21 protein-coding genes are annotated in these 23,022 nt (G+C 55.8%); 11 read left to right on the top strand and 10 right to left on the bottom strand.

The window, feature by feature from the left end; all coding sequences use genetic code 11:
- Positions 1–3 precede the first annotated feature (3 nt).
- Genes ACFPMF_RS20740 through ACFPMF_RS20725 form a run of 4 tightly spaced genes read left to right on the top strand, consistent with a single transcriptional unit; the run spans position 4 to position 4,443 of the window.
- Positions 4–1,446: an FGGY-family carbohydrate kinase gene (locus ACFPMF_RS20740; RefSeq protein ID WP_379848653.1), complete on the top strand. Its 1,443-nt coding sequence runs from the start codon at positions 4–6 to the stop codon at positions 1,444–1,446.
- Positions 1,446–2,882: an FGGY-family carbohydrate kinase gene (locus ACFPMF_RS20735; protein WP_379848652.1), complete on the top strand. Its 1,437-nt coding sequence runs from the start codon at positions 1,446–1,448 to the stop codon at positions 2,880–2,882. Before ACFPMF_RS20740 ends, ACFPMF_RS20735 begins: the two co-directional genes overlap by 1 nt.
- Before the next feature lie 7 nt (positions 2,883–2,889).
- On the top strand, positions 2,890–3,489 hold the full coding sequence (locus ACFPMF_RS20730) for a histidine phosphatase family protein (protein WP_379848651.1): 600 nt from the start codon (positions 2,890–2,892) through the stop codon (positions 3,487–3,489).
- Positions 3,490–3,504: 15 nt separating this feature from the next.
- Positions 3,505–4,443 (top strand): glycerophosphodiester phosphodiesterase family protein, encoded by a 939-nt coding sequence (locus tag ACFPMF_RS20725; protein WP_379848650.1) that lies wholly within the window; start codon positions 3,505–3,507, stop codon positions 4,441–4,443.
- Between the two features lie 63 nt (positions 4,444–4,506).
- Here ACFPMF_RS20725 and ACFPMF_RS20720 read toward each other — a convergent pair whose 3' ends face one another.
- From ACFPMF_RS20720 to ACFPMF_RS20710, 3 genes are all read right to left on the bottom strand, one after another.
- The gene (locus ACFPMF_RS20720) at positions 4,507–5,103 is read right to left on the bottom strand and encodes a hypothetical protein (protein WP_379848649.1); all 597 of its coding nucleotides are present in this window, start codon (positions 5,101–5,103) and stop codon (positions 4,507–4,509) included.
- 101 nt (positions 5,104–5,204) lie between these two features.
- Positions 5,205–5,552, bottom strand: a complete 348-nt coding sequence (locus ACFPMF_RS20715; RefSeq protein ID WP_379848648.1) for a peroxiredoxin family protein — start codon at positions 5,550–5,552, stop codon at positions 5,205–5,207.
- A 241-nt stretch (positions 5,553–5,793) separates the two neighbouring features.
- Complete coding sequence (locus tag ACFPMF_RS20710; RefSeq protein WP_379848647.1) at positions 5,794–7,164, bottom strand: Gfo/Idh/MocA family protein; 1,371 nt, start codon at positions 7,162–7,164, stop codon at positions 5,794–5,796.
- A 224-nt stretch (positions 7,165–7,388) separates the two neighbouring features.
- On the opposite strand from ACFPMF_RS20710, the gene ACFPMF_RS20705 reads away from it, so the two are divergent.
- Positions 7,389–8,129, top strand: coding sequence for a 3-keto-disaccharide hydrolase (locus ACFPMF_RS20705; RefSeq protein WP_379848878.1), 741 nt, complete (start codon positions 7,389–7,391; stop codon positions 8,127–8,129).
- Positions 8,130–8,216: 87 nt separating this feature from the next.
- Here the strand turns inward: ACFPMF_RS20705 and ACFPMF_RS20700 are convergent, their stop codons facing one another.
- The 6 genes from ACFPMF_RS20700 to ACFPMF_RS20675 all read right to left on the bottom strand — a co-directional run bounded on the left by ACFPMF_RS20700 (position 8,217) and on the right by ACFPMF_RS20675 (position 16,319).
- Entirely contained in the window at positions 8,217–8,864 is a 648-nt protein-coding gene (locus tag ACFPMF_RS20700; protein ID WP_379848646.1) for a hypothetical protein, read from the bottom strand.
- A gap of 156 nt (positions 8,865–9,020) precedes the next feature.
- Positions 9,021–9,728, bottom strand: a complete 708-nt coding sequence (locus tag ACFPMF_RS20695; protein ID WP_379848645.1) for an NAD-dependent epimerase/dehydratase family protein — start codon at positions 9,726–9,728, stop codon at positions 9,021–9,023.
- 20 nt (positions 9,729–9,748) lie between these two features.
- Positions 9,749–10,603: a GNAT family N-acetyltransferase gene (locus ACFPMF_RS20690; RefSeq protein ID WP_379848644.1), complete on the bottom strand. Its 855-nt coding sequence runs from the start codon at positions 10,601–10,603 to the stop codon at positions 9,749–9,751.
- A 14-nt stretch (positions 10,604–10,617) separates the two neighbouring features.
- Positions 10,618–13,080 carry a TonB-dependent receptor gene (locus ACFPMF_RS20685; RefSeq protein ID WP_379848643.1) on the bottom strand — a complete coding sequence of 821 codons (2,463 nt, stop codon included), beginning with the start codon at positions 13,078–13,080 and terminating at the stop codon, positions 10,618–10,620.
- A gap of 228 nt (positions 13,081–13,308) precedes the next feature.
- Entirely contained in the window at positions 13,309–15,807 is a 2,499-nt protein-coding gene (locus ACFPMF_RS20680) for a cation-translocating P-type ATPase (RefSeq protein ID WP_379848642.1), read from the bottom strand.
- Positions 15,808–15,881: 74 nt separating this feature from the next.
- The gene (locus ACFPMF_RS20675; RefSeq protein ID WP_379848641.1) at positions 15,882–16,319 is read right to left on the bottom strand and encodes a DUF6526 family protein; all 438 of its coding nucleotides are present in this window, start codon (positions 16,317–16,319) and stop codon (positions 15,882–15,884) included.
- Positions 16,320–16,397: 78 nt separating this feature from the next.
- Between ACFPMF_RS20675 and ACFPMF_RS20670 the strand changes: the two genes are divergently transcribed.
- Both ACFPMF_RS20670 and ACFPMF_RS20665 read left to right on the top strand, forming a co-directional pair.
- Positions 16,398–17,729, top strand: a complete 1,332-nt coding sequence (locus ACFPMF_RS20670) for a DEAD/DEAH box helicase (RefSeq protein ID WP_379848640.1) — start codon at positions 16,398–16,400, stop codon at positions 17,727–17,729.
- A gap of 149 nt (positions 17,730–17,878) precedes the next feature.
- Positions 17,879–19,021 (top strand): DEAD/DEAH box helicase, encoded by a 1,143-nt coding sequence (locus ACFPMF_RS20665; RefSeq protein ID WP_379848639.1) that lies wholly within the window; start codon positions 17,879–17,881, stop codon positions 19,019–19,021.
- Between the two features lie 130 nt (positions 19,022–19,151).
- Here ACFPMF_RS20665 and ACFPMF_RS20660 read toward each other — a convergent pair whose 3' ends face one another.
- Positions 19,152–19,643 carry a DinB family protein gene (locus tag ACFPMF_RS20660; RefSeq protein WP_379848638.1) on the bottom strand — a complete coding sequence of 164 codons (492 nt, stop codon included), beginning with the start codon at positions 19,641–19,643 and terminating at the stop codon, positions 19,152–19,154.
- Between the two features lie 152 nt (positions 19,644–19,795).
- Between ACFPMF_RS20660 and ACFPMF_RS20655 the strand changes: the two genes are divergently transcribed.
- The 4 genes from ACFPMF_RS20655 to ACFPMF_RS20640 all read left to right on the top strand — a co-directional run bounded on the left by ACFPMF_RS20655 (position 19,796) and on the right by ACFPMF_RS20640 (position 23,005).
- A complete protein-coding gene (locus tag ACFPMF_RS20655) occupies positions 19,796–20,077 on the top strand; it encodes a hypothetical protein (RefSeq protein ID WP_379848637.1) in 282 nt (93 codons plus the stop codon).
- A gap of 184 nt (positions 20,078–20,261) precedes the next feature.
- A complete protein-coding gene (locus ACFPMF_RS20650; RefSeq protein ID WP_379848636.1) occupies positions 20,262–21,017 on the top strand; it encodes an SDR family NAD(P)-dependent oxidoreductase in 756 nt (251 codons plus the stop codon).
- 318 nt (positions 21,018–21,335) lie between these two features.
- Positions 21,336–21,962: an RNA polymerase sigma factor gene (locus ACFPMF_RS20645; RefSeq protein ID WP_379848635.1), complete on the top strand. Its 627-nt coding sequence runs from the start codon at positions 21,336–21,338 to the stop codon at positions 21,960–21,962.
- A gap of 56 nt (positions 21,963–22,018) precedes the next feature.
- Complete coding sequence (locus ACFPMF_RS20640) at positions 22,019–23,005, top strand: FecR domain-containing protein (RefSeq protein WP_379848634.1); 987 nt, start codon at positions 22,019–22,021, stop codon at positions 23,003–23,005.
- The last annotated feature ends 17 nt before the right edge of the window (positions 23,006–23,022 follow it).

Here is a 23,022-nt window from a genome sequence, read left to right as displayed (position 1 = left end):
CCCATGGGTCAGGATGCCTATTTAATTATCGACGTGGGCACCGGTAACGTCCGGGTCGCCGTGGTCGAACCCAGCGGAACCGTGCTCGGCGTTGCGCGGGCGGATATGCCCTACGAACGGGATGAAGCCTATCCGGAATCCATTTATTTCGAACCCGATCACCTCTGGCAACTGATTGTCGGACTGGCTAAAACCGCTTTGGCCGATAGCGGAACGGTCCAGATTCGGGCTATTACCGCCACCAGCCAGCGGGAAGGTATTGTGGCCATCGGCAAGGCAGGTCAGTCAATGATCGGGATGCCGAACATCGACCACCGGGGCCGTGAGTGGGAAGATTCGATAGCCGATAAAAACCGGGTGTATCAGCTCGCCGGGCGGTATCCCACCTCCCTGTTTTCGGCCCTTAAACTGGTCGGACTGCGGGAGCGGAGGAAGGAGCTTTGGAGTGAAACGGCCACTTTCCTGAGCATCAGCGATTGGGTGCAGTACCAGCTCAGCGGCACGGCCCGGTACGAACATTCGCAGGCATCGGAAACGCTGCTGTATGACGTAGCCGCCAAGCAATGGTCGGCGGAATTGTGCGGTTTTTTCGATCTGGATACGGCCCTGTTGCCGCCTTTGCAATCGGCCGGAACCGTGCTGGGGCCGGTGTTGCCGGGCATGTCCGCCGAACTGGGAATCGGACTGGATGCGCAGGTGGTGGTGGGCGGGGCCGATACCCAACTGGCGGTTCGGAGCCTGCAACCGTCGGTCGATGATGTGGTCATTGTGTCGGGTACTACCACACCGATCATCAAGCTGGTCGATCAGTACCTGACCGATGAACAACAGCGGACCTGGACCAACCGGCACATTGACGAAACCGGCTTTATTCTGGAAACCAACGCGGGCGTTACCGGCCTGAACTACCAGCGGCTGAAAGCGATTTTTTACCCCAACGAAAGTTACGAAATCATTGAAACCGAGCTGGCCGGAACGGACCATTCCCATTGCGTAGCGGCTCTGGGCTCCTTGCTGGCCGACGAAAAAACTCCGCTCATCCGGGGCGGTTTTCTGTTCAATACGCCGGTTTCGCACCAGCTCACGCGGGCCGACTTTGTTCGGGCCACGCTCTGGGATATGGCGTGCAGCATCTACGAAAATTACCGGAGCCTCTGCGCCGTGACTCCGCATACCGAAAGCTACGTCTGGACCTGCGGGGGCGGTTTGCAAAGCCGGACCCTGCGCCAGTATCTCGCCAACCTGACCCAAAAAACCGTTCGCATCCGGAATACCTACCAACAGGCATCGGTGGTTGGCGGAGCCTTTTTGTGCAACGATGCGCTGGGCATTTTGGGGATGGCGCCGGTGACGGGAGATGAGGTTCGGCCGGAGGAGCCGGAACGGTTTCGGCCGTTATACGAAGCGTGGAAAAAGACGCGGAACGTTTTTAAAACCATGCAATAATGGCGGCTTATTTTATTGGAATTGATGTGGGAACGCAGGGCGTGCGGGTGGTGCTGACGGATGAAACCGGTCGGGTTTGGAGCTGTCAGGAAGCGGTTTTTCCGCTGACCGAACGGTCGCGCGAGGAACAGTCGCCCGCAGACTGGTGGGCGTCGGCGCTGGATGGTCTGAAAACCGTTCTGACCGCATTGCGGAACGAAATCGATCTGCAACAGGTCAAGGCGGTGGCGGTTACGTCAACCTCCGGTACGGTGATTCCGCTGGATGCGCAGAACGAGCCGCTGCACGATGCCCTGATGTACAGCGACAACCGGTCGGCCGCGGAAGGTAAACAGTGCAAAGCCGTGGCTGAGCGTTTTCAGCCGGAGGGCTATACGGGTTTCAATGCCTCCAGCGGCCTTTCCAAAATGGTCTGGTTTGCGCAGCATTTTCCGGAGAAAACCGCCCGGCTGCACACCTGGATTCATGCCGCCGATTACATCACGGGCCAGCTGTCCGGGAATTTTCGGGTGACGGATTTGACGAATGCGTTAAAATCGGGGTATGACGTAAAAAATGACGGTTGGCCCGCGTATCTTTTCGAGCAGTTGCCCCTGAAACGCGAATGGATGCAGGAGGTGGTACCGTCCGGAAAACCGATTGGAACACTCCGGCCCGAACTGGCGAACACGCTGGGTTTGCCTGAAATTACGGTTGTCGCGGGCATGACCGACGGTTGTGCCTCGCAGGTAGCGTCGGGGGCGGTGCGGCCAGGCGACTGGAATACAACCATCGGTACGACACTGGTAGTCAAGGGCGTGACGACCCAGGAAATTAAAGATCCGCAGGGACGCCTGTACAGCCACCGGCACCCCGAAGGCTACTGGATGCCGGGCGGAGCCAGCAACACGGGGGCCGATTGGGTAACCGCCGGATTTCGTGACCGGTTGGCGGAACTGACGGCGGAGGCTGCTCGACGGATTCCGACCCCTTATACGGCTTATCCGCTGCGACAGGCGGGCGAACGGTTTCCGTTTATTTCGGCCCAGGCCCGTGGTTTTGCACCGGAAGGGTTGTCGGACGTAGATTTGTTTACGGCTAATATGGAAGGCGTTGCCTACCTGGAGCGGTACGCCTATGAACTGATTGAGCAGTTGTCGGGTGAAACGGTGCGGGCGGTGTACACGGCGGGGGGAGCCAGCAACAGCGATGTCTGGCTGACAATTCGCGCCAATGTGCTGAACCGCCCGGTTTTTAAGTGCGCGGAGGTAACGGGCGCGGTGGGGGCGGCTATTCTGGCGGCTTCCCAGACGCATTTTTGTTCGTTGACGGAAGCGGCCCAGGCCATGACGCAGGTTGAAAAAGAAATAAAACCGTCCGACGATCTGGTGCGGGCCTACGAACTGGGTTATCAACGGTTTGTGGGTACCTTGCGGGAAAAAGGATTTATTGACTGAAAAACGAATGCTGACAGTGTATTTACTCCGACACGGAGAAACGTTCTGGAATGCGGACGGTAACCGCTATTGCGGGGCCACCGATATTGGATTGACCGACAAAGGAATTCAGCAGGCCCAGGGCGCGGCCCGGTTGCTGAACGGAATTTCGTTTGATGCCATTTATTCGTCACCGCTCCAGCGGGCGTTCCGGACGGCGCAGATTGCTTCCGGAAAACCGGAGGAGGTGGTGACCGATGCGCGGCTGACCGAAGCCAGTTTTGGTGATTGGGAAGGAAAAACGCGGGACGAATTTATTGCCGAAAAGCCGGAATTGTGGGACAACTGGTGTGCCTCGCCCGACGATACGCGGGCGGGTGGCTGCGGGGAGACGGCGATGGAGGTCGTCAACCGGGTCGATGATTTCTTTCGGGACATTCGGCAGAAGCACGACGGGCAGACGGTTCTGGTGGTCGCGCATAATGCCGTCAACCGGTTTTACATGGCCTGGAAACTGGGGATGCCCCTGAAAAATTACCGGCGGTTGATGCAGGACAATTCGACGATTACGGTTTTTACGCTGGACGAAGAAAATGAGTTTAGTTTGCTGAAATTGAATTGCCGTTAACTGGAGGATAAGCGTATGATACGATTCATCACAGCCCTGTTTTTGATTCTTTTGACGACGGGCGTCAAGGCCCAGCAGACGCTGAACGTGCTGGCGTTTAAATCACCCAAAGAGCTGCATCAGTTTTTTCGGTGGACGGGCAAAGACATTCCCATTGTCAGCGGTCACCGGGGCGGGATGATCAAAGGGTTCCCCGAAAATTCGCTGGCGACGTTTGAAAACACGCTGAAACACACCCCGGCTTTTTTCGAGATCGACCCGCGACTGACGAAAGACAGCGTGATTGTGCTGATGCACGATGCCACGCTCGACCGAACCACCAACGGCACCGGAAAAGTGGGGGATTATACCTGGGAGGAACTGAAAAAGCTGCGGCTGAAAGATCCCGAGGGCAACGTCACCGAACACCGCATTCCGACGCTGGCCGAAACCATCGAATGGGCGCGGGGCAAAACCGTGCTGAATCTGGATAAAAAAGACGTGCCGTTTCCGATGATTGCCGACATCATCCGGAAGCATAAAGCCGAAGCGTTTGTGATGCTGACGGTACACAGCCCGGCCGAAGCCGCGTATTACCTGAAAGGACACAAAAACCAGATGTTCTCGGCGCATATGCTGACGCCCCAGGTAGTTGCCGACTATGAAAAAGCCGGTATTCCGTTTTCGCAGCTCATTGCCTACATCGGGCCGCGCATCAAACCCGAAAACAAGGAGATGTACAAGCTTCTGAACGCCAAAGGCGTGATGTGCATGATTTCGTCCGCGCCGAGCTACGACAAGCTCAAAACCCCGGCGGAGCGGGCCGAAGCCTACCGCAACATCTTCGCCGACGGGGCCAGCATTCTGGAATCCGACCTGCCGATCGAAACCGCCGAAGCCATTCAGTCCATCCTGCCCGCTAAAAGCGCTAAAGCCGCTTATTTCAAAAAAGCAACCTTCAGCGACCGGTTTTGAGAATTGATAGGTTCAAAATAGGTCCAGGAGCGTATTGTGTCAATAAACTCCTGGACCATCCCCTTAATCCGGCAGATGATAAGTAGCCTTCACGGTTTCGTAGTTGCTGTAGTCGATTGCAGCCTGGCGTCCGGCCGGTATGCCTCCGGGAACCACCACGTAGCGGAGATGCGTATAGCCCCCCTGTACCGAGGTAGCGTCTGCAAAATTTGTAGGTATCGTTCCTGGCGTCATCCAATCCTGATTGAGTGAAATTCTTCCAACATGCGGGATGATGGTAGTCAGGTAAGACCCTGAAACTGTCCCGTCGCTAAATACATACCTATTCGCATAGGGCAACGGGGTGACGGTTCCAGCACTATGCTTTAGATAAGCATATACAAGCCCTTTATCCAGTATCTCCTGGGTAATTTTAGGTGCGGGAATATCGAAGTTTTTTCGATTTGGGTTACTAGCAACCGCCTTCTCGGGCAGTGGCAACCACTCACTGTAAATGACATTAGCTGTACCAGGTTCTCCTTTTGGCCCTGCTACCCCCTGTGCGCCGGTATCCCCTTTGGCGCCGGCAGGGCCGACCGGCCCTTCGTCTCCTTTACAACCCATGAACAGGATACCCATTGTCAGCAGTGAGAGGACAGAGGAAGATAATTTTATTTTCATTTATTCATTCATTTATTTATGCCTACTCTAGTTTGTATTTTCGGCGACCTACAAGTAAGATGATGCGTGATTGACGGACTGGCCAGACAGGGACATTGTTCCTATCCGGCATGGTTCCAAACGCTTCCGGTTCGGTTCGGAACGAGCTTGCAGATACGGCTTTCCTCGGCGGCAAAATATTGTCGTTGGACAGCGTGACTCTTTTCCGTCAAATTTAGCACCTTTTTCCATAAAAACGGGCATATTGGGCCAAAAATGGCGAAACCAGGGGACTCCGAATTATTCCGGTATCGTTCCCTGGCGATTTGCATGGCCGGAAACAATCGAATACAGGGGCCACACCAGGTCGCCCAAAAATCCAGTATGACGACTTTCCCTTTGAGTCGGCTTAGTGTTACCTTGTTTCCCTCCGTATTCATGAGGGTAAAGTCAGGGGCCGGTTTTAGCATGAGGGTTTGCTTGAGTGTTTCCCGTAAGGTGGAATGTCTGGCCTTTTCTAACGTCTTTAGATAGTCGTCAAAACCTTGCTCACTCGTAGTCGTAGTCGTTTACCCAGCGGATCTGTTTCGTTTCATTGGGGCGTATTTCCCGTTCAGCAGCTTTGGTAGTAGCCCCGTAGCAATAGCCCAACGGTTCTGGCGGTCTGTCAGAACCGTTGGGCTATTAGTGTTAGTCGTATAAGGAGTGATCTTACCGGCTCGCAATCTGCCAGCCGTCGCGGTAGATGCGACTGAGGTACTTTTCGGCTTCGGGCGCGTTCGGAATTTTCAGGTTGGCGGCATCCCATTCGAGCAATTTGCCCGGTACGCGGATGGCCACCGTTCCGAGAATAATGGCCTCGGTCATGGGACCCGACTGCGCGAAGTGCGACTCGGTTTTGGGGCCACCCAGACAGGCATCCACGAAATGGTGGTAATGATTCCGTTCTTCCAGTTCCGGCGCTTTCTGTTCCTGGAACTTGTCGCCCGGTAGTAACACCGGCATCCCGGTATGGGGAATTAATAGCGCTCCTTTGGTTCCGATTAGCATGGCCGATTCGGCGGGATAGTCTTTCACGGAATACAGGGCACGGATTTCTTCCGGCGGGTACATTTCTCCATCGAACCACTCCACCGTCAGGTTTCGGGAGGTGAGCCGGGTGCCCGGAAATGTCCAGGTGATGTGGTCGCCCTGGGGCCAGGTATCACCCCGTCGTTCCGGCGAGTCCTCCCAGGATTTCTGGACCTCGGCCATGACGGTTTTCGGCGCTTTCAGACCCAGCCCTTTCCAGACCGCATCGAAGATATGGCAGCCGATATCGCCCGACCAGCCGGTACCGAAATCCTGCCAGGCCCGCCATTTGGTGGGGTGGTAAATCTCCGAAACAAACGGGCGTTTGGGGGCGGTGCCGAGCCAGAGGTCCCAGTTTAGGGTGGAAGGGGGGGCCTGCCCTTCAGCGGGGCGTGGACCAACGAGCCGGTAATGAGCGATGGCCCCCGGTCGGTTGGAACAGAGATAGACATGTTTCACTTTACCAATGATACCGTCCTTAATCCATTGCACGGCCGTTCGGTCGCCTTTACCGGAGGCATGTTGGGTTCCCAGTTGGGAAACGATTCCGGCCTTCACGGCGGCTTCGGTCAGTAGCCGGACTTCCACCACATCGTGACACATGGGTTTCTGGCAATAGACGTGCTTGCCCGCCCGAATGGCCTGGATGGCGATGGCGAAGTGGTTATGATCGGGCACGGAGACGTTTACCGAGTCGATGTTGCTGTTTTCTTTCTCGAGCAATTCCCGCCAGTCGGTATACGTACGGGCCTTCGGGAAGGCTTCAGCGGCTTTTTTCAGGCGTATTTCATCCACGTCGCAGAGCGCCACGATGTTCACTTTCGGGTGCTTGGCGAAGTTTTGCAGGTCACCCCAGCCCATGCCACCGACACCGATGCAGGCATGGTTGAGCTTGTCGTTCGGGCCCAGTTTACGTTTGGATGCCTGGAGGGCCAGCGGGGGCGCCAGGGCGGTTGCCGCAGCCGCCAGCAGAAATTTCCGCCGGGATACGGTAAAAAGGTCTTCTTTCATGGTTCAGGAAACGGATATAGATTTAACGCAGGAAGCCGGATTGCGCCGGAAACTACTCTTGCCCCGTCCGCAGGGGCATGGTAAAGTACGACGTAGAATTGGAAAATTGCAATCGGTAATTCGTGAATCGCGCTTATCTTTAGCATCTCATTCAATCCTAAACCGCCTGTTTCATGAAACAATTCCTCCGAAAAAAACCGGTTTTCCGCTACGCCCTGTTGGGAATGGTCTGTCTGTCAGGCCTAAGTGCCTACGTAAAGGAGCCGGTTGGAGTCGGTACCAAACCGCCCAAAGGGGCCGAAGTTCTCTTCGACGGTTCGCGCGAAATGCTCGATGCGAAATGGACCTACTGGGAAGGCCCCCGGCTAGCGGCTAAACTTCCGATTAAATGGGCCATTGAAAAAGATCCGGCGGGCCGTGGTACAGTGATGAATACCAACGACCCGGCCGCTGCGGGCGGTAAATACGGCTCGGCCGATATCGTGACGAAAAAAGCGTTTCGGGATTTTCGGCTGCATATCGAATTTTTTATCACCAAACCGGGCGGCAACAGCGGGGTTTATCTGCAAAACCGCTACGAAATTCAGGTGCTCGACGGCGATACGACCTCGCACGGCATGGCGGCCGTCATCAACGAAACGCCCTCGCCGTACTTCGCCTACAACGGGGTCGGCAAATGGAATGCGTACGACATTACCTTCCGGGCAGCCCGTTTTAAAGATGGCAAGCGGGTCGAGAAAGCGATGCTGACGATGTACTTCAATGGCCAGAAAGTACACACCAATCAGGGGATCAATCAGGTGTGGGGCGGACCCAATTCGGGCATCGACGGCGGGAACGATGGAGGTAAGGGCATCACGGACACGCCGGGCGGGCTGAAATTACAGGCCGAAGGACACGATGTGTTGTACCGCAACATCTGGATTAAGGAACTGGATTTGAAAGAACCCAAGACGGACTTTTAAGAGCCATATCAAGATTGGCGTTGCCTGCAAAAGACCTCTGAACGTTCAGAGGCCATTTGCAGGCGGAGGAAACGGAAAACCGGCTGCTTAGGGAGCGACCAGCGAACGTTCCGTCAGGTATTGCATCAGTTCCGTGGCCGACTGCAGGGCCGGTTTTGCCACCGGATCGTTAAAAAGGACCGGAATTGGGCCTTCGCCGAAATACAAACCATCGGAGACCAGAAAACTGATCCGGACGGTACCTTCTGCCGGATGCGGACGCCGGGCGCCCTCCCAGGGACCAATTCTGGAAACAATGGCAATGCTGTCCGAAAACAGGTTATTCGTCAGTGCGTTCGAGTCGGGCGTGGCCGTTTCCCAGATCAGTACTTTCTCGCTCTGGTTGATGTACCGGGCCGTTCCGTCGTGGTACGAAGCCAGCACATCCAGACCATCCTCGAGTCCCACTTCAACAATGACGGCATGCAACGCCCGGCGGGCGGGGCGTTCTCCCCGTTCTTTCAGGCGGTGGCAGGCCAGGAGCTTTGCCCGGGTTTCGAGCGCATCATCGTCCGCAACCCCTTGCAGTTCGGTGGTGGTGGCCCGCTCCGAAAACAGGATATTCCACGGATAATCAGCTGGTTGTTCCATTTTGTTTTTGTACAGGCCGATTTGGTCACAAAACAGCAGTTCGTACAAGGTGTTGAGGGCGTCGTTGCGGTAAGGCCGGGATGAATTCAGGCGTGTATCTGCCATTAGTAGATGGGTTTGGTCGTTGTTGGTACCAAAGATCGACCGGCCGGGCCGATTCGACCAGGCCCAATTGGTAACGGGCTGATTTGGGGAAATAGGAGGGAGATTCACCCGGCAACTGGTTAAAACCGCCGGCCGTCGGATCGTGGGATGGAGCGGTTAAGGCAATCGAAACCCGGGATTCCAGCCGAGTACGGTTTTCGCTTTCTGGCTGGAAACGGTTCCGTCGTCCTCGGCAATGTTATAAAGGCCCGGTACGCCTTTCGTCACGGCCCGGCGGGCTGCGTCGGCGGCAGCATCGACATGCAGCGGGCCACCCGCAGGGGGCGAATCAACGCCTGTTCCGGGACCATAAAACCGGCCGTAACGTAAGACAATGCCTTCGAGCGGGGCGGCTAGCACCTGCGTTTCCAGGCTGATGACTCCGCGCGATGCCGGATTGAGCGGAGCTTCTTCGGAATAGGGCAGTGGTCCCGGCGCGTAGGCAAAGGCAATGCTCTGGGCGATCAGTCGCCGGGTACCGGCCCGCACGGCGGCCGCCACCAGATTGCGGGTGCCGATGTCCCGCAACCGGGCGTTCCGAACGAGGGCTTCGGGCAGTTGAGCCGGATCAAGGGCATAGGGCAAATCCGTAAGCTGGTGAATGACGATGGCGGGCTGCACTTCCCCGACGACCCGGTTGAGTGCGTCCGCGTCAAATACATCGACGATCACCGGCTGCACCCCCAGGTTGCGTAACTGGGCGGTTTTTGCGGCCGAACGCGTTGTGCCAACGACCTCCCAGCCATCCGCCACCAGCAATTTACTGAGCCGCTGCCCAACGGCGCCAGTGGCCCCTGCCAGCAAAATTCGGTCATTCCTCACCATGTCATTTAAAAGCCGGAACCTTACCCGAGTTCAAACGTCGTCACGCCAAAAATACCGGATACAGCAATGGCGGGAGCGTCCTGCGTATACATGCGGGCGGTTTCAAAAACCGGTTTCAGACCGTATCGTTCGGCGAGGGCCACGGCTTCGGGGTTTGCCGCCGGAACATCGAGGTAGAAGGGCGTTTCTGCCGGAAGTTCCTGAATGAGCGCCACAAAAAGCTGTTTGGCCAGGTCAGCCGTATCGGCAAATAGCGGGCCGATTTTGAAGCCCGACCGGCAGGGGCGGATCATGCCGAACCCGTTGATCTGTCCCTGATCGACCCACGCCAACGCCCGCGAATCGGGCTGACGAAGCCACGCGGCCAGAAAGGCCGGGCGGGCAGTCGGGAAAAACCGGCGGTCGTACGCAGCAATCGACTCAATGGGAAGTCGGTCGCAGGGAATCAGATGGTCAGACGGTTCCTGCAGGCGGTGGCCCGAGGCTTTGTCTTCGTACCGGATGTTGTTGTACGCCAGTTGAAAACCGGAGCGTCGGTAGTTGGCCTGTTGGGCCACCACGCCGTCCAGCCCGATGTTGCGGTTTTTCAACTGACGCATGGCGGCCTGCCAGATTTGGAAACCGTAGCCTTGCCCGCGGTATTCGGGTCGGACGATGTAAAAACCGATGAAGCCAAAATCCGGCGGATACCGAACGGCCGAAATGCAGGCAATGGGTTCTTCATCCAGCAGTCCGACCAGAAAGCCTTCCGGATCGGTTTCGTAAAAACCGGTGGCATCCTCCAAACCGGGATTCCAGCCTTCGGCGGCCGCCCATTCAACGGCAATGCGCTGAACCTCGGGCAATGTCATGCGACGAATGTGATACGTAGCCATACTAAACAGGAGTTTTAGAACTCACCTTCGCCCACGTCCTTGGTTTTTTTCTTGGCCTGCCGCAGGCGGTAATTGAACGTCAGGTTCACCTGCCGCAGGCGGCCCTGGGAGTTGTTTTCGGTGAAAAAATTGGGGCCTTCCGTGATGGAGCGGAACCGGCGCGAGTTGAACACGTCGATCACATTGAGCGTCAGCGTGGCTTTGTTTTTCATAATATCCTTGCTGACGGCAAAATCCAGCGTGGCAATCGACTTGCGCCGTCCCTGGGGCGTCTGCTGGGGGGCTTCGTAGTTGGCCCGAAGCTGCATATCCGTATTGGTCCAGAGGGTCAGGCGGTTATTGGCGCGAACGAACCAGCTGTAGGTATCGCTGTGGAAGTCGGTATCGAGGTTGGCCCCGTTGGTAACGGCCCGGAAAAAGTTGAAGCTGCCGTCCAGTTTCCACCATTTATAGAACGAATACGAAGTGGTGAATTCGGCGCCGTAAGAATCCTCGGTGGCCAGGTTTTCCGGGCGGGTGTTGGCAAAACCGTTTTCATCGACCCGCCGAATCCGGATGACTTTGCCGGTGGTATAGCGGTAATACAGCGATGATCCGATCGAGCCTTTGCCCAGATACTTGATGTGACCGACTTCGAAGGCATCCGTAAATTCCGGGTTCAGGTCGGGATTGCCGCTGAAAAAATTCCGGTTGTCGCTGAAGGTCATAAAGGGGCTCAGGTCGTTGTACGTCGGTCGGCGCACCCGGCGGCTGTAGCTCACCTGGAGGGCATTCTGATTCGGCAGATCGTAGGTGACGTGGACACTCGGAAACAGGTTGGCGTAGCTGCGCGGATTCACATCGTTGGTTTGCCTGAGGGTAGTCGTTACGTCGGTCCATTCCGCCCGCAACCCGGCCTGGTACGACAGTTTCCGGGTTTTGTTGCCAATAATACCGTACAGGGCATTGATGTTTTCTTCGTACAGAAAGTCGTTGGTCAGACCGGGCAGCGGCACCCATCCACCGTCGGCGGTTTGTTGCCGAACCCAGTAATCGTTGGTCATATCCCGCGAACTGCTTCGCAAACCCGCTTCAAACTTTCCGTCCTTGGCAAACGGCTGAACGTAATCGATCTGCACCAGAAACTGCTTCTCGGTTTCGTCGTTGATCGACCGTTGCAGGCTGTTGGGGATGGCAGACGGTTTGCCGTCGGGCAACACCGTCCGTTGACCAAAATACTGGTCGGATTTTTCCCAGTTGTCGAGATACCGAACGTCGGCGGTTAGCTCGTGGCCCTGGCGTTTGAACGATCGTTTGTAGGTGAGGGCGTATTCCGAGTTCGGCTCGGTTTCGGTTTCGTCCTGCGTGCGGTAGGTGATGCTCTGCGGGCTGCTCAGGCTACCGATGTAATCGCGGTACCGAATGTCGGTAAACCGCTTCCCCTTGCTGATCCGCCAGGTGTACGAGCCGGTCAGGACGTTTTTATCGTTGAAAAAATAATCGATCCCGGCGCGGGCGTTGTTGTTCTGCCCTTTCAGTTTGCTCGTCGAATTCTGCTGGGTCAGAAAGGTCGAATCGTTGCGGTAAACCTCTTGATACTGCTCACTGCGGCCCGGTGTGTTGCGGTACGAAGCCGTATAATTAACAAAGAAGTTCAGGTTTTTCCGCCGGTAATTGACGTTGGCCGCCAGACCGTAGTTGGCTGGCTGACCGAGAATCACGTCAAACGAGCCGTTGAAGCCTTCTTTTCGTTCTTTTTTCAGGACAATGTTGATGATCCCGCCCATGCCTTCCGCTTCGTAGCGGGCCGAGGGGTTGGTGATCACTTCGATGCGTTCGATGGCGCTGCCCTGCAACTGCTGCAAACCGCTGCCGCCCTTGATGCTCACCAGCCCCGACGGTTTTCCGTCGATCAGAATCCGGACGCTGCTGCTGCCACGCAGGCTGACATTCCCTTCCACATCCACGGCCACCGAGGGCACGTTGCTCAGAATATCGACGGCGGTGCCGCCCGCGTTGGCGAGGTCTTTGCCGACGTTGAAAATCCGTTTGTCGAGCGAAAATTCCATCGTGCTTTTTTCACCCTGCACCACCACCTCATCGAGCGTCCGTTCCGAAGCAGTGAGTTTGATGGTGCCGATGTCGAGCGGAGAGTTCTCTTTTATGAGTCGGATACCCGGTTTTTTCAGCGATTTGTAACCGATAAATTCCAGCAGAGCGTAATAATTCCCGGCTGCGGCATCGATCGAGAAATCACCGGTTTCGGTCGTGATCGCGCCCGCAACAAACGAGCTGTCGGCCTGTTTGAAGAGTCGGACACTGGCAAAAATCAACGGCGAATTGGTCTGGGCATCCAGTGCCTTGCCCTTCACATTCAGTTTGCCGTCCTGGGCGTGGGCGGAGGGTAGAAAAAACAGGCCGGCGATCAACAGGCCAAGCAGATACCGTTGGGCCGTTACGGAAAACCGGCCCGAAAAGATTGTAAAGGTTGGGTTCATTCGAAATCGTCTAATTAATACACGAAAGCCGGAAGGAAGTGTTTTTTACTACCGGATGGGCACCCGAAAGTACATTCGGGCTGTATGGCGTTGCAGAGATGGGTAGTACGGTTTGCAAAACCGTAACTACGGAGCAAAAATAGGTTTTTTGGGGAATTTATTGAAAATAAAAAGGCCGCTGCCGATTTCTAAAAACGGCGGCCCGCTGGACCCGGGTTTCGCCATTCATCAGAAGGTGGCGCGATACCGGATGTATTTCAAGCCATCAATCCAGAGGACGCCGACCAGTGAACTAAGGAGACAGGGAATCCATTCGGCGGGCGTTAGGATGACAAATTGGGCGAGGTGACGCAGGGGCGGGAACCCGTGGGCCAGGGCCAGCATCAGGACGGTTAGGCCCAGCATCAGCCAGAACAGCGAGTTGGGGCGCCCCAGGGTTTTTAGCGCCGGTTTTTGGCTGGACCGGCTGACCAGCGTTAACCAGATGTTGCTCAGAACCAGGGTGGTGAAAACCTGCGTTCGGACCACATTCATGGACGCTCCGGCCTGCATGGACCAGAAATACACGGCTAGCACCGCCAGCGCAATGACCAAGCCCTGAAGCACACTCAGCCCCAGTTCAGCCGCTGTAAAAAACGTGTCGGTTAACCGGCGGGGGCGCTGCTGCATCAGACCGGGCTCGGAGGGTTCGTTTTCGAAGGCAATGGAGCAGGTCGGGCCCATCACCAGTTCGAGAAAAATAACGTGTACGGGACTAAACAGGTTAATGTATTGCCAGCCCAGCAGCAGCGGCAACGTAACGGTTAAAATAATCGGAATATGGATCGAAACAATGTAGCCGACGGCCCGCTTCAGGTTCTGGTAAATGCGTCGGCCCTGGGCAATGGCTTCGACCATGCCGCCCAGGTCGTCGTTGACCAGCACGAGCGAAGCCGCCTGTTTGGCAACCTCCGTTCCGCGACGCCCCATGGCCACCCCGATATGGGCCGCTTTTAGGGCGGGGCCGTCGTTCACCCCGTCGCCGGTCATGGCCACCACTTCCCCATTGGCTTTCAAGGCCCGGATCACCCGCAGCTTGGCATCCGGAAACATCCGAGCAAACACATTGACCTGCCGGACAACGGTTTGCAGGTCGGTATCGGGCAGGGCCATAACCTCCTGACCCGTTAGCACCCGGTCGGTGGCCTGAATCGCAACCTGGTTGGCAATGGCCCGGGCGGTTTCCGCCGAATCACCCGTAATCATTTTGACCGAAATACCGGCCTGGTTGAATTGTTCGACCACGGTTTTGGCATTGGCTTTGGCCGGGTTCTCCAGCGCAATCAGTCCTTTGAACGACCAGGGAAAGTCATCCTGTCGGTCGGGATACGGGGCCGTTGACCACTCGCTTCCGGCAACGCCCAGAACCCGATACCCCTCTTTGGCCAGCTCGTTGGCCAGCCGGAGAATGTTGGCGGTCTGGTCTTCCGGCAGATGGCACACCCGCACAATGCGCTCCACGGCTCCTTTCCCGACCACCCGCACGAGTCCGGAACGGGCATCGTACACATGGGTCATCATGGGCGGATTGCCTTCCAGGGGATATTCATGTTCGATAACCGGCGTTTGGGACGAAACGGCTTCCTGATAGGCGCGTACAATGGCCTGTTCCATCGGGTCGAAGGGTTCGGGTTCGCTGGCCCAGCGGGCATAAGTCAAAACCGTTCGCGCCGACTCGGACAGCGGATGGGTGAGGGGGGTGATTTTTTGGCCATCAAACACATGACGCAGGGTCATGCCATCTTCGGTGAGCGTTCCGGTTTTGTCGGTGCAGATCACGGTAGCCGATCCCAGACTTTCGACGGTTTGGGGTTGCCGGGTCAAAACGCCCAGCTTGACCATTCGGGCGGCCCCGAGGGCCATGAAGCTGCTGAACGCGACGGGAATTTCTTCCGGTAAAACCGACATGGCAATGGTCAGCCCCAGCAGCAGCGAACTGACCCAGTCGTGGGATTGTCGGAAGTTGATTCCCCAGACGAGTAAAAAAGCCCCAAAACCGGCCAGCGCCATTCGCTGAACAAACCGTGAAATCTGTCGTTGTAAAGGCGTTTTTTCGGTTTCTATGCTCTGGAGCGAATAGCCAAGCTTACCCAGTTCGGTTTGCTTCCCAACGGCGGTGAGTTGTACGTAGGCGCTGCCGGAGGTCAGAAGTGTACCGGCCAGGAAACGGTCGGAGCCGGGTACGGTTTTCGGTACAGACACCGATTCGCCGGTCAAAACGGCTTCGTCGACGGAGCAATCATTGGCCTGTACCAGCAAGCCATCGGCCGGAACCGTCTGGCCTTCCGTCAGCCAGACCAGATCGCCCACCACCAGCTCGGCCACCGGAAGCGGCCCGGTTTGCCCGTCGCGGACCACCGAAACCGTGGGCTGCGACAACCGCCGGAGTGCCTGCAAAGCCTGATTGCTTCGCACGGTCTGGAAGACCGATATACCGGCTACCAGCCCCATCGCTACGCCCAGCACAACCCCCTCTTCCCACTGACCCAGCAGCACATACAGCAGGGCCGCACCGGCCAGCAGAATAAACATCGGTTCGGAAACCACTTCCAGCAGCAACCGCCAGCCGGTTTGCGATTCGGAGGATTCCCATTCGTTGGTGCCAAATTGCTGACGGGCCGGTTCGACCTCCTGGGAGCGTAAACCGGTTAGGGCGGGCGAAGGCGGTGGGACGTGAGTTTCGGGCATGGCGGTGAGCAACGTACGTTCGAAGCGCTAAACTTACAAATAAACTCGAATCCCGCCAGAAATTTCGGACCTGGTCAAACCCGCATGTGATCCGGAAACCAGTTGACAATCGATTTTTTGATCTCGTCCGGGCTGAGGTTTTCGGTGACGGCCCGCTGCGTCAGGGCCGGGAGTTCGTCGTCCGACGCAAACCGCAGGGCTAATAATTGCGGGCGGGAAAGCCGGTTTTCGAACGCTTCGAGCCGTTGATTGGTTAGGAGGTAATACCGGAACCGCAGTTCGAGCCGGGCGATGCGGTCCTGATTGGTGAGGGCGTAGTGCTGCCGAAGCATGAGCGCGAGCCAGGTGATGAGCACCAGCACCAGCGTGATGAACGTCCAGAGCAGGGCGTGCTCGTCGGACCGGATGGCAAAATAGGTACTGATTCCCAGTAAAATAAGGACGACTGGATAAAAGACAAAGTGATGGGGTGGGTAATAGCGAACGTGGTTTTCGTAATTTTGTGTTTTCATCAGGTTGTAAAATCTGGGATTGCGGTTGTTAACTAAAAGAGGAAAACCGGTCGGATTGTTCCGTTGACTGAATTAACTATGACTTTTGAGGATTTAAATCTAAATAAACCGTTACAGAATGCCTTAACGGACCTGGGCTTTAGCCGGCCGACCCCCATTCAGCAGAAAGTGTTTTCGGTGATGATGGCGGGCAAGGATGTGTGCGGTATTGCCCAAACCGGGACCGGCAAAACGCTGGCGTATCTGCTGCCCAGTCTCCGGCAATTTCAGTTTTCGAAAGACCGGGTTCCCCAACTGCTGATCATCGTGCCCACGCGCGAACTGGTGGTGCAGGTGGTGGAAGCGGTTCAGGAACTGAGTAAATACCTGACCCTGACGGTGGTGGGGCTGTACGGCGGGGTCAATATCAAACCGCAGCTTGCCGAAGTCGAGAAGGGAATGGACGTGCTGGTATCGACACCGGGCCGTCTGATTGATCTGTCGATCAAGGGTTTACTGAAAACCAAAAGCATCAAGCGACTGGTGATCGATGAAGTCGATGAAATGCTGAACCTCGGTTTTCGGACGCAGTTGGAAACGATTCTGGACCTGTTGCCCGCCCGGCGGCAGAACCTGCTGTTCTCGGCGACGCTGACCGACGAAGTGGAAGCGCTGATTGAAACGTATTTCAATAATCCGGTACGGATCGAAGCCGCGCCCGTAGGGACGCCCCTGGAAAATATCCGGCAGTCGGCCTATGAAGTGCCCAATTTTTACACCAAAGTCAATCTGCTGGAAGCCTTGCTTTTTCAGGATGCAGCCATGAGCCGGGTGCTGGTGTTTGTGGCGACGAAGGAACTGGCCAATGTGCTGTACGACCAACTGCTGAAAGAGTTTCCCGATCAGGTCGGTGTGATTCATTCCAACAAAGAGCAGAATTTCCGTTTCAATGCCGTTCGGCAGTTCCAGGACGGCACCTTCCGGATTCTGATTGCGACCGATATCATCGCCCGCGGGCTGGACATCGCCGAGGTGTCGCACGTCATCAATTTCGATCTGCCCGACGTGCCCGAAAATTACATCCACCGGATTGGCCGGACGGGACGGGCAGACAAAGACGGGATCGCCATCGCGTTTGTGACCGAAAAACAGCAGGAACAGAAAACCGCCATTGAAACCCTGATGAATTACCCGATTCCGGTGATGCCTTTGCCGAAGAGTCTGGAGATTTCGGATGAGCTGATTGAGGAGGAAAAACCAAAAATCCGGATGAAAAACGCCGTCGAGAAGATTCACCTGAGCGATACGTTCGGCGGGGCGTTTCACGAAAAAGCGGAGAAGAACAAGAAGGTGAATGTTCGGCGCGACCACGCGAAGGAAATGATGAAAAAGTACGGGAAACCGATCAAGAAAACCCGGAAGAATAACTAGCTGATTGTCTAATTCGGCGCGTTAACGGAGGGTTCGGTCCGGTTCGAAAAGAACCCGGTCTGTGGCCGGGGGGGGCGCAGAACCCGGAAAAACCCGGTATATTTGTCACGTTAAAACCCAACATTGATTCGTCATCACTTCATTAACGCATGTCTTTTTCTGCTTTAGGTTTATCCGAACCCCTTCTCAAAGCGATTGTTGCCCAGGAGTACACCAAACCGTATCCCATTCAGCAGGAAGTGATTCCGGCGATTCTGAAAGGGCACGACATTCTGGGAATTGCTAAAACCGGGTCGGGCAAAACCGCCGGTTTTGTGCTGCCAATTCTGGAACGGCTCAGTCGGCGGAAAACCACGATCAACCGGAGTGTCAAAGCCCTGGTGCTGGTACCGACGCGCGAACTCGCCGTTCAGGTGACCGAAGTTTTTCAGGCATTCGGCACGTACTTACCCCGGAAGATCAAAACGCTGGCGGTATACGGCGGGGTGTCGATCAATCCGCAAATGATTGCCGTGCGGGATGCCGAAGTGCTGGTGGCGACACCCGGCCGACTGCTCGATCTGGTGGCGTCCAATGCCCTGCATTTGTGGGATGTGGACACGCTCGTACTCGACGAAGCGGATAAAATGCTCGAACTTGGTTTTGCCGAAGAAATGAACCAGGTCTTCGAAATGCTGCCCAAAAAACGGCAGACGCTGCTTTTTTCGGCGACCCTGAAAGAAGCCATGCAGGAGATTCGGGATCAGTTGCTGCACAATCCGATCAAGATCGAAATTGCCGAAGAACCGCAGAATCTGGAACAGATCAAACAGGTGGCCTACCGCATCGATCCGGAGCGTAAAGGGCCGTTGTTGCGGTATTTGATCAAGGAAAAAGGTATGAAGCAGGTGCTGGTGTTTGTGTCGTCCACCCGCACGGCGGATAATCTGGTGGTGAAACTCCGGAAAAACGGGGTTCCGGCCGAAGCCATTCACGGCGACAAAAGCCAGGGCGCCCGCACCGAGACGCTGCGCAAGTTCAAAGCCGGGGCGCTGCCGGTGATGGTCGCCACCGACCTGATTTCGCGGGGAATCGACATTCAGTTACTACCCTATGTGGTAAATTACGAACTGCCGCGGTCGCCCAAAGATTACGTACACCGGATTGGCCGGACGGGCCGCGCCGAAGCCGAAGGGGAGGCCATTTCCCTGATTACGCCCGACGACGAACACCATTTCAAGATTATCCAGAAGAAAATGGGCAAGCGCGTCGAGATGATCGACACCGAAGACCTGAGCTTGAAAGGGTACTGAAGAGACAAGGGAGTAAAGACAAGAGAATAAAGAAATTTCATCGGCTTTCGGCAAATGGTTTGTCTTTACTCCCTCATCTTTCCTCTTTTGTCTCACCTCTTTTGTCTTTCCTCTCTTATCTTACACTTCTCTACTGCTCATCCGCGCTGGGCCCGTAACTGCCCGGAATGGGAATGTTCAGCAGACGGAGGTAAACACCAAGCTGGGCGCGGTGGTGAACAATCTGGCTGTAGGAGATGCGGATCATCTCGCCTTTGGTGCCGTCGCTGTAAATTTCCTCCCCATTGCGCAGTACCCACCGTTTCGGCAACTCTTCGTCACTGGCTTTGGCCAGTTCCTGCCGACCCGCGGCCAGCGATTGCTCGAAATAACGGAGCAGGTGATCCGTATCGTTAATTTCGACGGGCTGATAGGGAGTCGTGGCAAAATCCAGTCCGTCGGTGTTCAGAGTCATGGAAACCCACGTAGGCAATTCGGCAATGTGCGTCGCCAGCGAGCGAACAGTCATGCTTTTGGGATGCGGTTGCCAGTCGTATTGGTCGTCGGGGACACGGCTCAGCATTTTTCGGGTGGTGTTGGCTTCCTGGTCCATTTCCTTCAAAAGCATTTCGATCTGTGACATAGTTGTTGGGGTTTGTTTACGCTACAAAGTAAACGCGACCCGGTGACAGCCCTATGTCAGTAGCTTTTACCCGGTCGGAAATAAAGTGTACCGGACGGTTTTATCGCGCCAGCGGGCTGGCATCTCCGGCATAAAAGCGTTACTTTGAATGCATGAAACTGACGTGGACTTTTTACTCAAAAACGCACGAGCCGATCACGCTGACCGTCGTTTATGTGACGGAGCTGGATGCCCATCAGCTCGAATCCGGCGGTTTTCTCGATAGTGAAGCCAATCGCGCTTACGTGGATTGGCAGACGTTCAAGCGTTTCGACGATGCTTCGGTGAAGGTTCGAAAAGAGGCCTTTTCGCGACTGCTCCGGATTGCCCCGCAGGAAGAGGTGAACGTTGGCACGGCCCGGTTCCGGTTCGATTCGGAAGCGCCGGTTTCATGAGGCTACGATTGCTCCATTTGATTTGCGGGCGGTTTTCGATGCCGGGGCAAGACCGAAGGCCCGTCAACTGATGTAGATCAGGGGACAACCAAAGCATCGTCAGGGTTTAGGAACCGTAACCGGGGTAGTATTGCCAAATCATTTTAACGATCCACCAGTTTACCACACAAACGGACACTGCTTTATGGAAAAGGATTTTAATGGAAAAACCGCTCTGGTTACCGGCGCGGCATCGGGCATCGGGAAAGCCGTTGCGGAATTGTATAGCCAGCACGGAGCCAGCGTCATGCTTTCGGACGTGAACGAGACGCTGGGCTTGCAGGTGGTTGAACAGATCGTGGCTTCCGGTGGTAAGGCCCGGTTTTTCAAAGCCGACGTGGGAGACCCCGCCCAGTGTCAGCAACTGATTCAGGAAACCGTGTCGGCGTTTGGCGGGCTGGATATCGCCTGCAACAATGCGGGGATCGGCGGGGAGCTCAATGCGACGGCCGACTATTCGCTGGAAGGATGGCAGCGGATTATCAATATCAACCTGAATAGTGTTTTTTACTGCCTGAAGTATGAGCTGGAAGCAATGCTGAGCCAGAACCGTAGCGGCTCCATCATCAACATGGCCTCCATTCTGGGGCAGGTGGGAACCCCGCAGTCGCCGGGCTACGTCGCGGCTAAACACGGTGTGGTGGGCCTGACCAAAACCGCAGCCATGGAATACGCCACGCGGGGCATTCGGGTCAATTCCGTGGGACCAGCCTACATCGATACTCCGCTTCTGAGCGCCCTCCCGGAAGAAGGCCGGAAAATGCTCGTTGGCTTACACCCCATCGGGCGGCTGGGCACGGCGGAAGAAGTGGCCGAACTGGTCATCTGGCTCTCGTCCGATAAGGCATCGTTCGTAACCGGGGCTTATTATCCGGTGGATGGCGGGTATCTGGCACGCTGAAAATCGGGGCGGTTTCGTTCGGAACGAAACCGCCCCGGCCCAAGGGGTTTGTAAAAATTGACGGTTTTTAAGGTTGGATTAAACTTATCCGTGAATCATCGCGATTTCAGAGCCCAATCATTTTTTATTCAAAAAAAATAACGGACGTTTACACCACCAGCCAGCACGAAACCGCTGGCTCTGTTTTTTCAATAATTGTCTAGTAAGTATCTGGAATAAGTAGTTTAAAAATTTCGAAAACCGTATTTTGCATTGCGAAGACTATTTTGAATATTCATATTTATCTTTTCAATTGTATTAATAGAAGTCCATCGGGTGATGATGCATTTTTCCGATACCGAGCTCTGGGAGTCATTTCGCAAGGGGAGTCCGGAAGCCTTTGAACAATTGTATCGACGGTTCTATGCGGTATTGTTTCGGTATGGCCGAACGTTTACCCACGACGATGACCTGGTGGAAGACTGTATTCAGGATTTATTTCTGAACCTGCATCGGTACCGTCACAACCTGAAACCGGTTACCGAGGGCGTGGCTTTTTACCTGCTGGGCTCGCTCCGCAACACCCTGTTCCGGCAATTGAGTTTGCTGCAACGCATGCGGGAGAGCTACCCGGCCACGGAAGCGGAAGCATCGCTCGAATTATCGGTGGAAGAAGCCCTGATTACGCGGCAACTATCGGAGCAGCAGGTCCAGCAACTCGACCGCGCCCTGAAGCAATTACCGCAACGGCAGCGGGAAGCGATTACGCTTAAATTCTACTCTGGTCTTTCGTTCGAACAGATTGCCCAGATCATGGGCGTCAATCACCAGTCGGCCAAGAATTTCATTCAGAAAGGGTTACAGGCCTTGCGCCGGCAGATCGGCTCCCCGCTCCGCATCACAAAAATCCTCTACAGCTGTCTGATTCCGGTATTTCCGTATTTTTTCAAAAAAATAGTCAAATAAGAGGGTACTATTTCGAGCGCCCGGACTGTATTCCAAAAATGCGGTAAAAGCTGCTCATGGAATACGAATCGTTTACGCCGGATGACTGGGTTTTTGACGCCCGGTTTCGTAACTGGGTCCTGAATCCGTCGGAGCCGGAAGACCGGTTCTGGCAGCCGTACATCGAGGCCCATCCGGCGCAGCGGGAAGCCATTGCCCAGGCCCGGATTCTGATTCTGTACAGCCAGCACCCGCCCGCTGTTCCCGCCGAACAGCTCGATCGGTCGTGGCAAACCGTACGGAACCGGCTTCAAACCCCCACCGTTCGGCCGTTGCTGGTGAAGCGGTGGCTCGCAGTGGCGGCTTCGGTGACCGTGCTGCTGCTGGCCGGTGCCGGGTATTGGGCGTACCAAAACAGCCCGGAAACCTACGAAACCGCCTACGGTGAAACCCGAAAACTGACGCTCCACGACGGAAGTGCGGTAACCCTCAACGCCAACTCCCGGTTGCGGCTGGCGCGCCGGTGGAAACCGGGTGACGATCGGGAAGTCTGGCTGGAAGGGGAGGCCTTTTTCTCCGTCACACACCAGCAGAACCACCAGAAATTCATTGTCCACGCCCGTGAGCTCGATGTCCAGGTACTGGGAACGGCGTTTAATGTGTTCACCCGGCCCAAAGCGGTTAAAGTAATGCTGGAGTCGGGGCGGGTTCAGTTGAGCCCACCGGCCCGGTCGCAGCAGGCAAGTATTGTGATGAAACCCGGCCAGCTCTTTGAGGTAAGGGCGAACGGGACGTCCTCGCTGCGGTCCATCAAACCGGAGTTTTATTCCGCCTGGAAGGAAAACCGCCTGATCCTGAACCAGACGACGCTGGCGGATCTGGTCGAAATCTTACGGGATAATTACGGGCTAACCGTGGACGTGCAGCCCGAAGAACTTCTTCAGTTGCGAGCTTCCGGGTCGATGCCCCTCACCAATGCCGACGATCTACTGACGCAGATCGGCCGTCTTTTCGCGCTGGAGATCAGCCGGTCGGCTGACAGAATCCGCCTTACAAAACAATAATTCCTAACCCATACTGC

This window comes from Larkinella bovis, assembly GCF_042655385.1.
Classification (GTDB): domain Bacteria; phylum Bacteroidota; class Bacteroidia; order Cytophagales; family Spirosomataceae; genus Larkinella; species Larkinella bovis.
This window is presented reverse-complemented; position numbering and strand designations above follow the sequence as displayed.

What these genes read in the sequence shown, in the direction of transcription:
- ACFPMF_RS20740 (WP_379848653.1), top strand. Translation starts at nt 4, where the DNA reads ATGGGTCAGGATGCCTATTTAATTATCGACGTGGGCACCGGTAACGTC.
- ACFPMF_RS20735 (WP_379848652.1), top strand. Translation starts at nt 1,446, where the DNA reads ATGGCGGCTTATTTTATTGGAATTGATGTGGGAACGCAGGGCGTGCGG.
- ACFPMF_RS20730 (WP_379848651.1), top strand. Translation starts at nt 2,890, where the DNA reads ATGCTGACAGTGTATTTACTCCGACACGGAGAAACGTTCTGGAATGCG.
- ACFPMF_RS20725 (WP_379848650.1), top strand. Translation starts at nt 3,505, where the DNA reads ATGATACGATTCATCACAGCCCTGTTTTTGATTCTTTTGACGACGGGC.
- ACFPMF_RS20720 (WP_379848649.1), bottom strand. Translation starts at nt 5,103, where the DNA reads ATGAAAATAAAATTATCTTCCTCTGTCCTCTCACTGCTGACAATGGGT.
- ACFPMF_RS20715 (WP_379848648.1), bottom strand. Translation starts at nt 5,552, where the DNA reads ATGCTAAAACCGGCCCCTGACTTTACCCTCATGAATACGGAGGGAAAC.
- ACFPMF_RS20710 (WP_379848647.1), bottom strand. Translation starts at nt 7,164, where the DNA reads ATGAAAGAAGACCTTTTTACCGTATCCCGGCGGAAATTTCTGCTGGCG.
- ACFPMF_RS20705 (WP_379848878.1), top strand. Translation starts at nt 7,389, where the DNA reads ATGGTCTGTCTGTCAGGCCTAAGTGCCTACGTAAAGGAGCCGGTTGGA.
- ACFPMF_RS20700 (WP_379848646.1), bottom strand. Translation starts at nt 8,864, where the DNA reads ATGGCAGATACACGCCTGAATTCATCCCGGCCTTACCGCAACGACGCC.
- ACFPMF_RS20695 (WP_379848645.1), bottom strand. Translation starts at nt 9,728, where the DNA reads ATGGTGAGGAATGACCGAATTTTGCTGGCAGGGGCCACTGGCGCCGTT.
- ACFPMF_RS20690 (WP_379848644.1), bottom strand. Translation starts at nt 10,603, where the DNA reads ATGGCTACGTATCACATTCGTCGCATGACATTGCCCGAGGTTCAGCGC.
- ACFPMF_RS20685 (WP_379848643.1), bottom strand. Translation starts at nt 13,080, where the DNA reads ATGAACCCAACCTTTACAATCTTTTCGGGCCGGTTTTCCGTAACGGCC.
- ACFPMF_RS20680 (WP_379848642.1), bottom strand. Translation starts at nt 15,807, where the DNA reads ATGCCCGAAACTCACGTCCCACCGCCTTCGCCCGCCCTAACCGGTTTA.
- ACFPMF_RS20675 (WP_379848641.1), bottom strand. Translation starts at nt 16,319, where the DNA reads ATGAAAACACAAAATTACGAAAACCACGTTCGCTATTACCCACCCCAT.
- ACFPMF_RS20670 (WP_379848640.1), top strand. Translation starts at nt 16,398, where the DNA reads ATGACTTTTGAGGATTTAAATCTAAATAAACCGTTACAGAATGCCTTA.
- ACFPMF_RS20665 (WP_379848639.1), top strand. Translation starts at nt 17,879, where the DNA reads ATGTCTTTTTCTGCTTTAGGTTTATCCGAACCCCTTCTCAAAGCGATT.
- ACFPMF_RS20660 (WP_379848638.1), bottom strand. Translation starts at nt 19,643, where the DNA reads ATGTCACAGATCGAAATGCTTTTGAAGGAAATGGACCAGGAAGCCAAC.
- ACFPMF_RS20655 (WP_379848637.1), top strand. Translation starts at nt 19,796, where the DNA reads ATGAAACTGACGTGGACTTTTTACTCAAAAACGCACGAGCCGATCACG.
- ACFPMF_RS20650 (WP_379848636.1), top strand. Translation starts at nt 20,262, where the DNA reads ATGGAAAAGGATTTTAATGGAAAAACCGCTCTGGTTACCGGCGCGGCA.
- ACFPMF_RS20645 (WP_379848635.1), top strand. Translation starts at nt 21,336, where the DNA reads ATGATGCATTTTTCCGATACCGAGCTCTGGGAGTCATTTCGCAAGGGG.
- ACFPMF_RS20640 (WP_379848634.1), top strand. Translation starts at nt 22,019, where the DNA reads ATGGAATACGAATCGTTTACGCCGGATGACTGGGTTTTTGACGCCCGG.